The organism is Janthinobacterium sp. AD80, from assembly GCF_002878455.1.
GTDB lineage: Bacteria > Pseudomonadota > Gammaproteobacteria > Burkholderiales > Burkholderiaceae_D > Janthinobacterium.
Genome location: NZ_NRDQ01000139.1, coordinates 1 through 9,777, shown reverse-complemented (window position 1 = coordinate 9,777; position 9,777 = coordinate 1). Strand labels below are relative to the sequence as shown.

Sequence of the window (9,777 nt, the reverse complement as noted above, 5' to 3'; positions counted from 1 at the left end):
GCAGACGCTGGCGGCGCGCGCCAGCGACATCACGGCGCGCCGGGTGACGGCCGGCAAGGCGTCCCCGGTCGAGGAAACACGTGCCCGCGTGGCCGAGGCCAGCGTGCGCCTGGAGCTGAATCTGGCGCGCAGCGCCTTGTCCAGCGCCCGCAAGCGCCTGGCCGCCCTGTGGGGCAACGCCGCGCCGCGTTTCACCCAGGCCGATGGCCGCCTGGAAACCTTGCCCGAACTGCCGCCGGCAAGCGAGCTGGCGGCGCGCTTGCCGGCGGCGCCGGCCGTGCGCCAGGCGCAAAGTGCCCTGGCGCAGCGGCAAGCCTTGCTGGACGTGGAACAGCGGCGTGCCACGCCCGACGTCACGGTCAGCGTGGGCATGAAGCGTTCGGAAGAGCTGGGCCGCAACCAGGCCATCATCGGGCTGGCCTTGCCGCTGCCCCTGTTCGACCGCAACGCGGGCAATAAACTCGACGCCCTGCGCCGCAGCGACAAGGCCAGCGACGAGCTGGCCGCCGCCCGCATCGACGTGCAAACGGCCGTGTCCGCCGCCAGCGAACGCCTGGCGACGGCCCGGCTTGACGTGGAAAGCTTGCGCCGCGACATCTTGCCCGGCGCCCAAAGCGCCTACGACGCGGCCAGCAAGGGCTTCGAGTTTGGCAAGTTCGCCTTCCTTGACGTGCTCGATGCCCAGCGCACTTTGCTGCAAGCCAAAAACCAGTACCTGCGCGCCCTCACCGAAGCGCACCAGGCCGCCGCCGAGATCGAGCGCCTGCTGGGCGCCCCCGCTTCCCTGTAAGGAACAGCCATATGAACATCAAACTCAACAAGAAACAAACCATCGCCATCGCGTCGATCGCCGTGATCGGCATCGTGCTGGCCGGCCTGATCCTCGGTACGGGCAAGTCCGGCGCCCCGGCCGCCCCCACCGCCAAGGCGGAAGCACATGCTGAAAAGAAGGACGAGCACGGCCACGAAGCAGTCGAGGGCAAGCTGGAACTGACGGCCGCGCAAGCCAAAGCGGCCGGCGTCGTCATCGCCACGGCCGCGCCCGGCCGCATCAAGACCACCGTCGCCCTGCCCGGCGAAATCCGTTTCAATGAAGACCGCACGGCGCACGTCGTGCCGCGCCTGGCCGGCGTGGTGGAAGCCGTGCAGGCCGACCTGGGCCAGCTGGTGAAAAAGGGACAAGTGCTGGCCGTCATCGCCAGCACGGACCTGTCGGAACAGCGCAGCGAACTGCTGTCGGCGCAGCGGCGCTTGTCGCTGGCCCGCTCCACGTATGAGCGCGAGGAAAAACTGTGGCGCGAAAAAATCTCCGCCGAACAGGATTACCTGCAGGCGCAGCAAGCGTGGCGCGAAGCGGAAATCGCCGTGCAGAACGCGCAGCAAAAGCTCAGCGCGCTGGGCGCCACCGGTGCCGCCAAGGGGCCGTTGAACCGCTATGAAATCCGTGCGCCCTTCGATGGCATGGTGCTGGAAAAACATATCGCGCTGGGCGAGGCGGTCAAGGAAGACGCGAACATTTTCGTCATTTCCGACCTGTCGACCGTGTGGGCGGAAATCGCCGTGCCCGCAAAAGACCTGGCCACCGTGCGCGTGGGAGGCAAGGCGGAAGTCAACGCCAGCGCCTTCGATGCCAGCGCGAAAGGCACGATCACCTACGTGGGCGCCTTGCTGGGCGAACAGACGCGCACGGCCAAGGCGCGCATCAGCCTGGCGAACCCCGACATGGCCTGGCGCCCGGGCCTGTTTGTCAGCGTGGAAGTGGTCTCCGGCGAGGCCGATGCGCCCGTCATGGTGCAAACGCAAGCCATCCAGACGGTGGAAGACAAGCCCGTCGTCTTCGTGCAGGTGAAAGAGGGTTTCCAGGCGACGCCCGTGGTGCTGGGGCGCAGCGATGGCAAGTGGACGGAGATCAGGCAAGGCGTGCCCGCCGGCACGCCGTACGCGGCGCAAGGCAGCTTCGTGCTGAAGTCCGAGCTGGGCAAAGATGCCGCCGGCCACGAACACTGATCACGCCAAGCCAAAGGAAACCATCATGTTTGAACGCTTGATCCGCTTCGCCATCGACCAGCGCTGGCTGGTGATGCTGGCCGTGGCCGCCATGGCCGGCCTGGGCATCTACAGCTACCAGAAGCTGCCCATCGACGCCGTGCCCGACATCACCAATGTGCAGGTGCAAATCAATACCCAGTCGGCCGGCTATTCGCCGCTGGAAACCGAGCAGCGCGTCACCTTCCCCATCGAGACGGCCATGGCCGGCTTGCCGAATTTGGAGCAGACGCGCTCGCTGTCGCGCTATGGCCTGTCGCAGGTGACCGTGATCTTCAAGGATGGCACGGACATTTATTTTGCCCGCCAGATGATCAACGAGCGCCTGCAGGAAGCCAAGGAAAGCCTGCCGGCCGGCATCACGCCGAAGATGGGACCCGTTTCCACGGGCCTCGGTGAAATCTATCTGTGGACGGTGGAAACGCAAGACGGCGCGAAGAAGCCCGATGGCACGCCGTACACGCCGACGGACTTGCGCGAAATCCAGGACTGGATCATCAAGCCGCAGCTGCGCAATGTCACGGGCGTGACGGAAATCAATGCCATCGGCGGTTACGCCAAGCAATACCAGGTGGCACCCTACCCGGAAAAACTGGCCGCCTACGGCATCAGCCTGCAGGACGTGGTGACGGCGCTCGAACGCAACAATGGCAACGTGGGCGCCGGCTATATCGAAAAGCAGGGCGAGCAGCTGCTGATACGCGCGCCGGGCCAGGTGGCCTCGAAAGAGGATATCGGCAACATCGTCGTCGCCAACGTACAGGGCGTGGCCATCCGCATCCGCGACGTGGGCGACGTGCTGATCGGGCGCGAACTGCGCACGGGCGCGGCCACGGAAAACGGCCGCGAAGTGGTGCTGGGCACCGTCTTCATGCTGATCGGCCAGAACAGCCGCGCCGTCTCGCAGGCGGTCGACAAGAAAATGCTGGAAATCAACCGCAGCCTGCCCAAGGGCGTGCACGCCGTCACCGTGTATGACCGCACGGTGCTGGTCGACAAGGCCATCAATACGGTGAAGAAAAACCTGCTGGAAGGCGCGGTATTGGTGATCGCCATCCTGTTCCTCTTCCTCGGCAATATCCGCGCGGCCGTCATCACGGCCATGGTGATTCCGCTGGCCATGCTGTTTACCTTTACCGGCATGGTGCAATACCATGTGAGCGCCAACCTGATGAGTCTGGGGGCGCTGGACTTCGGCATCATCATCGATGGCGCCGTGGTGATCGTGGAAAACTGCGTGCGCCGCCTGGCCCATGCGCAGCAAAAGCTGGGACGGCCGTTGACCTTGCAGGAACGTTTTCAGGAAGTGTTTGCCGCATCGCAAGAGGCGCGCCGCCCATTGCTGTACGGCCAGCTGATCATCATGGTGGTGTACCTGCCCATCTTCGCCCTGACGGGCGTGGAAGGCCGCATGTTTACGCCGATGGCCTTGACGGTCGTCATCGCCCTGCTGGGCGCCATGCTGCTGTCGATCACCTTCATCCCTGCCGCCGTGGCGCTGTTTATCGGCGACAAGGTGGCGGAGAAGGAAAACGCCATCATGCGCGCCGCCAAGCGCTGGTATGCGCCCGCGCTGGACACGGTGATGCGCAACACGCCCGTCGTGTTGACGGGCGCGACGGTGGCCGTGGTTCTGTCGGGCTTGCTGGCCACGCGCATGGGCAGCGAATTCGTGCCCAGCCTGAACGAGGGCGACATCGCCATCCAGGCCCTGCGCATCCCCGGCACCAGCCTGAGCCAGTCGCTGGCCATGCAGCAGCAGCTGGAAAACAAGCTGATGGCAAACCACAAGGAAATCGCCCGCGTGTTTGCCCGCACGGGAACAGCCGAGATTGCTTCCGACCCCATGCCGCCGAATATTTCCGATGGCTACATCATGCTCAAGCCGCGCAAGGAATGGCCGGAACCGAAGAAACCGCGCGAGCAGTTGCTGGCGGAAATCGAAGCGACAGCCACCAGCTTGCCGGGCAACAATTATGAGTTCTCGCAACCGATCCAGCTGCGCTTCAATGAACTGATTTCCGGCGTACGCAGCGACGTGGCCGTGAAACTGTTCGGCGACGACATGCTTGTCCTCGACAGCACGGCGGCGAAGATCGCCGGCGTGCTGGGCAAGATTCCCGGCGCCACGGAAGTGAAGGTCGAGCAGACCACGGGCCTGCCCATGCTGACGGTGCAGATCGACCGCGAGCAGACGGCCCGCTACGGCCTCAACATTGCTGACGTGCAATCGGCGATTGCCACGGCCATCGGCGGGCAGGCAGCGGGCACCCTGTTCCAGGGCGACCGCCGCTTCGACATCGTCGTGCGCCTGCCTGACAGCCTGCGCAGCGACCTGGAGCAATTGAAACGCCTGCCCATCGCCCTGCCCCAGGGCGCCGGCGCGGAAGGGCGCGCGCGCTTCATCCCGCTGGGCGAAGTGGCCAGCCTGCAAGTGGCGCCGGGGCCGAACCAGATCAGCCGCGAAGACGGCAAGCGCCGCATCGTCGTCAGCGCCAATGTGCGCGGGCGCGATATCGGCTCGTTCGTGGCCGACGCCACGCAGCAACTGCAGGCGCAAGTGGCCATTCCCGCCGGTTACTGGACCAGCTGGGGCGGCCAGTTCGAACAATTGCAGTCAGCCACCAAGCGATTGGAACTGGTGGTGCCCGTGGCCTTGGCGCTCGTCTTCGTCTTGCTGTTCGCCATGTTCGGCAACGTGAAAGATGGCTTGCTGGTGTTCAGCGGCATCCCGTTCGCCTTGACGGGCGGCATCATCGCCCTGTGGCTGCGCGATATTCCCATGTCGATTTCGGCGGCGGTCGGCTTCATCGCCCTGTCCGGCGTGGCCGTGCTCAACGGCCTGGTGATGATCGCCTTCATCCGCCAATTGCGCGAGCAGGGCATGCCCTTGCAGCAGGCGATACGCGAGGGGGCGATTACCCGCCTGCGGCCCGTGCTGATGACGGCGCTGGTGGCCTCGCTGGGCTTCGTGCCGATGGCGATTGCCACGGGCACGGGCGCCGAAGTGCAGCGCCCGCTGGCCACCGTGGTCATCGGCGGGATCTTGTCGTCGACGGCCTTGACCCTGCTGGTGCTGCCGCTGCTGTACCGGCTCGCGTATCGCAGGAAAGAAGAGGAGGCAGGTCGGATTAGCGTGGCCGAAGGGCACGCGTAATCCGACACATTGTTGGCTCTGGTCGCGTCGGATTACGGCCTTTCAGGCCTAATCCGACCTACGCCTGCCGCTGCTGCACCGGCTCGCATATGCTGCACGAGGTAGGTCGGATTAGCGCGCAAGCGCGTAATCCGACACATTGTTGGCGCAAGTGGTGGCGCCGGATTACGGACGGCGGTAGCCGCCTTCGATCCAGTTGGCCGCCGAGGTCGCATTGAACTTGAACGCGGCCGAGGTACGTACCTTGGCGATCTGCTCGCCGTCGGCGTCGTAGGCGCTCAGCTCGGCATACGGGTGGTCTTCGTCCGGCACGATGTCGAACATCACCTTGACTTGCCCCTCGTCGGTGGCGACGAACAGGTTCTTGTGCAGCTGCGCGTGCAGCTGCTGCTCGTGGCGGCGCAGCACTTCCGAGGCCGTCTTGACCAAGGTGTTGAAGGCGTTGACGTCGAGCGGCTTGGGGTTTTTCTTGTCGCGGCCCATGGTCCACGGGCCCACCAGCGCCGGCTCCGGTTCGCCATCCTTGATCATGGCCACGGCCCAGCCTTCGTCTTCCTCATTCTTGATGACCCGCGCCGTCCAGCCATTGCCTACCCACAGGCGCGGCTCCTGAATCGGGGCGTCGTTGTCTTGCTCGGCTGCTGCGTCGGAAAAGTCGGGGAAATCGGTACTCATGGCGGTGCTCGTGATGGAAGGTCGGGGCTAGCATGATAGTCGAAAATGCCCGTCCGTGCCGTCTTGCCGCCCGCCAAAGCGCTGCGCGCCTTAGACGATCTGGGCAATAAAGCAAGGTATCAAATTAGTAGCTTCATTCTAGCGATCGAGCTTTGATATTGCTCAAGTAAACCTATTATTAATTTGCAATCTGAATTGTGTTTTTTATATTCAAATATTGCATTCAGTAATGCTTGGCCACAAGAAATTTTCTCCCTCTGCGACGCCCTCGTCCCCGCACGCCGCACCGTATCGCCACGCCAGGCAAGCATGTCATCGCCTTGAAAAAAGTTGCGCACAACCATACAAATCAGAGGGATTACACATGAAACTGTTCACCACACTGGCCTTGGCCACGCTGACTGTCGCCGCAGGTAGCGCGAGCGCCGTCCCCACCTTCACCACGGGCGGCACCGCACTTGCCAATGAAGGCCTCGTCACTTCCGTGGCAGGCGCCACGACGATCAACTTCAACGATGGCCTATTGCCAAGCAACTACACGGGCGCCGTGTTTACCAGCAACCACCCCAGCTATGCGGCACAACCGCCGAACGACATGACGGCCTTTTATTCCGTCGGCGTCTCGGATGGCCAGATCACCCCGGGCGTGGCCACCTTCAATGGCGGCCTCAGCTATTTTGGTTTCTACATGGGTTCGCCAGACACGTATAACAGCGTCGTCTTCACCATGGGCGATAACAGCACGGTCATCCTGAGCGGCTCGGAAATCGCCGCCATGGGTGGCGTCAGCCCGAATGGCGACCAGTCAGTCGGCCTGTATGTGAACGCCTGGGCTGGCGCAGGGGCGAAGTTCACCTCCATCGCCTTCCATTCGCCTAACCAGAACGCATTTGAAAGCGACAACCACGCCTACATTACGGCCGTACCGGAGCCGGAAACCTATGCCATGCTGCTCGCCGGCCTGGGCTTGCTGGGTTTCATGCTGCGCCGCAAATCATCCTGAGTGCCTGGCAAGCACTGGCAAAAGCCCGCAGCGCGGGCTTTTTTACTGCCAGTTTCGTCACCGCCGTGACTGGCGAACTGCTGTCAGCACATCGACATGGCAGGCCGGCCGGGCCAGGTCAGGGGCGGGCCGGGCGGCACCCAGCGCGGGTCGATCGCGGGCAGCGGTGCGTGGTAATTGAAAGGATTGATGATGATCGGTGGAATCGCCGATGGCGCGCCGACGGGCTCGGCACAAGACTGCGTGGCGCTACGCTGGCGCGTGATTCGACGGTCGGCAGGGGATAGCGATTGATCCCCGGTATCTGCAAACAAAAGCATGTTGCCCTCCTTGCGAGACTGAGGTGTTCAGTATAGGACGGCTTACGCGTATTACAAGAAAAGAAATCTTGTTGTGAATGAGTGTTTTCGGCCCGCCACGACCTTCCATACCGTGATTTTGACCGCCTGTCGCACGCCGCTGGCGACGCCGGCGGTGCGCCACTACAGTGTGACCATGCCGCACCCAGTCACCCATCCACAGAGGCTTACCATGAAAAAATTGCTCACCTTCGCCCTCATCCTCATGCTGGCCTGCCTGTTCCTCGACAAGATCGGCGCCACGGACATGCACATGCAGCTTGACGGCGACGAGATCGACGGTCCGCTGGAGTGGCTGTTCGGCCTGGTGTTTGCCGGCGGCGGCCTGCTGATCGCGGCCCTCGCGCTGGTGTTCGCAGCCGTCGTGACGGGCGTGATCCTGGCCGGAGTGGGCATGGTGCTGGTGGTCGTCGTCGCCTGCTGCGTGGTGCTGGCGCTGGCCCTCAGCACGCCCGTGCTGCTGCCCTTGCTGATTCCCGTCGCCATCGTCTGGCTGCTGGTCAGCCGCAACCGCAGGCAGTCGCGGGCACAGCAGCAAAGCCTGTAATCACTTGGCCATGAATTTGCTGAGCACGCCGTCTCCGCTGCCCTCGTTCTGCTCGATGCGGTTGCGCCCGCCCCGCTTGGCGCGGTACAGGGCCTCGTCGGCGCGCGCCAGCACGGCGTCGCAATCGGCATCGGTGCCCGCCATGGCCGCCATGCCGATGCTCACCGTGACGGTGATCAGGATGCCGCCATCGGTGGTCAGGGAACTTTCCGCCACGCGCCGGCGCAGCCGCTCGGCAAACACGGCGGCGGCGCCCAGGTCGGTACCCGGCAGCAGGATGGCGAATTCCTCGCCGCCCACGCGACCCGGCACGTCAACCTTGCGCAGCGCCTGATACATCAGGGCGCCCAGGTGGCGCAGCACGGCATCGCCCACGGCGTGACCATGGTCATCGTTGACGCGCTTGAAGTGATCAATGTCGAGCATCAGTACGGTGGCGCAGCTGGCCAGTTCCCTTTGCAGCCGCGCATGTTCATTTTCCAGCGAGGCCATGAACTGGCGCCGGTTCGGCAGGCCCGTCAGGAAATCCGTGGTGGCCAGCTGCAGCAGCTCCGCATTCATGCGCTTGCGCTCGGTGATATCGAGCGAGGACACCATGATGAAATCGAGGCTGTCCGCATGGCCGGGCATCACCAGCAAGCTCAATTCATTCTGCCGCGCCGCGCCATCGAGGCGCACGAAACTGCTCTCGCATTCGTACAGGTGGGCGCCGCCGGCCAGCGCCAGCAAGGCATCGCCGAAGCGGGGCAAGGCGCTGTCGTCGAAATTCTGCGCCAGGCTCAAGGCGCCACGGCGCTGGTCCTCGTCATTGGCGCGCACCTGCGCCAGCGCGGCGCCGTTCGCATCGATGATGCGCACCAACCCGGCCAGGCGGCGCAGCTCGGCAGGATCATCGCGCCAGTACGCGCCCAGGTCGCTCACCCCCGCTTGCGCCAAGGCATCGAGCGCGGCGCGCACGGCCGACCAGTCCTGCTCCCACAAGGCCACGGGCGCGTGGTCGTACAGGCTGCGGAAACGCGCCTCGCCGGCACGCAGGGCCAGTGCCACCTGCGCCTGCTCGATGGCCATGCCGGCCAGGTTGGCCGCCTCGCCCAGGCGCGCCAGATGGGCCGCGCCGGGCAGCGCGGGCTGCCGGTGATAGGCCATCAGCACGCCGAGTATCTTGCCCGAACCGCCCCGCACGGGTTCGGCCCAGCACGATTGCAGCTGGGCCCGCCACGCCAGTTCCAGCGAGCCCTGCACATTGCCCTGCGGCCCGGCGTCGGCATGCAGGTCGGCATGCAGGTCGGCAACAATCACCCGCTGGCCGCTGGCCACGGCTTGCGCGGCGATGCCGTGCACGCCGTGCAGCATGCCAAGATCGTGGCCATGGCTGGAGAGGTTGAAAAACGCGGGCAGGCCGGGCGCCGCTCCCAGCACCAGGCGGTGCCGGCTTTCATCGAGCAAGAGTATGCTGCACAGCATGGCCGGATGGTCGGCCTGCAAGGCCAGCACCACGCTTTCCAGCACCCGCTCCAGGGGCGCGCCCGTGGCCAGCATTTCCAGCACTTGCCGCCGCGTATGCTCGCGCCGCTCCATCTGGCTGCGCTCGCTGATATCGCGGAAGGTCCACAGCCGCGCCTGCTCATTGCCAAGCTGCATGCTGCGCACATACTGCTCGATCACCCGCCCGTCGCGCAGGTGCAGCACGTCGCGCCGCTCACGGTGGCCATCCGGCGCCAGCGTGCGTGCCCCAAGGAAAGGCGCGGCTTGCTCCAGCTGGCTTTCCACATGGCGCACCAGCGCTTCGCCATCGGCTTGCCAGTCGAGCGCATCGGGCACTTGCCACAGGTCGCGGAAGCGCCGGTTCGACGTGAAGATGCGCCCATGGATGTTATCGACCAGGATGCCGTCAATGGTCGAATCGAGGATGTTGCGCAGCATGGCCTGGCTGCGCTGCGCCGCCTCGGCCATCGCCATCACGCTGGCCTGGCCGTGTTCCAGCTGGCCG

The 9,777-nt window shown here is 64.7% G+C and carries 8 protein-coding genes; 5 read left to right on the top strand and 3 right to left on the bottom strand.

Annotated elements, in window-relative coordinates:
• The 3 genes from JaAD80_RS22615 to JaAD80_RS22605 all read left to right on the top strand — a co-directional run.
• Positions 1–790, top strand: a 790-nt coding sequence (locus JaAD80_RS22615) for a TolC family protein (protein ID WP_102297687.1), incomplete at its 5' end; no start/stop codon positions are given.
• Positions 791–801: 11 nt separating this feature from the next.
• Complete coding sequence (locus JaAD80_RS22610; protein ID WP_102297684.1) at positions 802–2,007, top strand: efflux RND transporter periplasmic adaptor subunit; 1,206 nt, start codon at positions 802–804, stop codon at positions 2,005–2,007.
• Positions 2,008–2,032: 25 nt separating this feature from the next.
• On the top strand, positions 2,033–5,203 hold the full coding sequence (locus JaAD80_RS22605; protein ID WP_102297690.1) for an efflux RND transporter permease subunit: 3,171 nt from the start codon (positions 2,033–2,035) through the stop codon (positions 5,201–5,203).
• A gap of 165 nt (positions 5,204–5,368) precedes the next feature.
• Here JaAD80_RS22605 and JaAD80_RS22600 read toward each other — a convergent pair whose 3' ends face one another.
• Positions 5,369–5,878 (bottom strand): hypothetical protein, encoded by a 510-nt coding sequence (locus JaAD80_RS22600; protein WP_102297681.1) that lies wholly within the window; start codon positions 5,876–5,878, stop codon positions 5,369–5,371.
• Between the two features lie 364 nt (positions 5,879–6,242).
• On the opposite strand from JaAD80_RS22600, the gene JaAD80_RS31620 reads away from it, so the two are divergent.
• On the top strand, positions 6,243–6,881 hold the full coding sequence (locus JaAD80_RS31620; protein WP_180979543.1) for a PEP-CTERM sorting domain-containing protein: 639 nt from the start codon (positions 6,243–6,245) through the stop codon (positions 6,879–6,881).
• Positions 6,882–6,964: 83 nt separating this feature from the next.
• On the opposite strand, the gene JaAD80_RS30445 is transcribed toward JaAD80_RS31620, so the two are convergent.
• Positions 6,965–7,201, bottom strand: coding sequence for a hypothetical protein (locus JaAD80_RS30445; RefSeq protein ID WP_146012486.1), 237 nt, complete (start codon positions 7,199–7,201; stop codon positions 6,965–6,967).
• A gap of 211 nt (positions 7,202–7,412) precedes the next feature.
• On the opposite strand from JaAD80_RS30445, the gene JaAD80_RS22590 reads away from it, so the two are divergent.
• The gene (locus JaAD80_RS22590; protein WP_102297676.1) at positions 7,413–7,787 is read left to right on the top strand and encodes a hypothetical protein; all 375 of its coding nucleotides are present in this window, start codon (positions 7,413–7,415) and stop codon (positions 7,785–7,787) included.
• Here the strand turns inward: JaAD80_RS22590 and JaAD80_RS22585 are convergent.
• Positions 7,788–9,777 (bottom strand): sensor domain-containing diguanylate cyclase (locus JaAD80_RS22585; RefSeq protein WP_102297674.1); only part of this gene is annotated, 1,990 nt, incomplete at its 5' end.

What these genes read in the sequence shown, in the direction of transcription:
- JaAD80_RS22605 (WP_102297690.1), top strand. Translation starts at nt 2,033, where the DNA reads ATGTTTGAACGCTTGATCCGCTTCGCCATCGACCAGCGCTGGCTGGTG.
- JaAD80_RS22610 (WP_102297684.1), top strand. Translation starts at nt 802, where the DNA reads ATGAACATCAAACTCAACAAGAAACAAACCATCGCCATCGCGTCGATC.
- JaAD80_RS22600 (WP_102297681.1), bottom strand. Translation starts at nt 5,878, where the DNA reads ATGAGTACCGATTTCCCCGACTTTTCCGACGCAGCAGCCGAGCAAGAC.
- JaAD80_RS30445 (WP_146012486.1), bottom strand. Translation starts at nt 7,201, where the DNA reads ATGCTTTTGTTTGCAGATACCGGGGATCAATCGCTATCCCCTGCCGAC.
- JaAD80_RS31620 (WP_180979543.1), top strand. Translation starts at nt 6,243, where the DNA reads ATGAAACTGTTCACCACACTGGCCTTGGCCACGCTGACTGTCGCCGCA.
- JaAD80_RS22590 (WP_102297676.1), top strand. Translation starts at nt 7,413, where the DNA reads ATGAAAAAATTGCTCACCTTCGCCCTCATCCTCATGCTGGCCTGCCTG.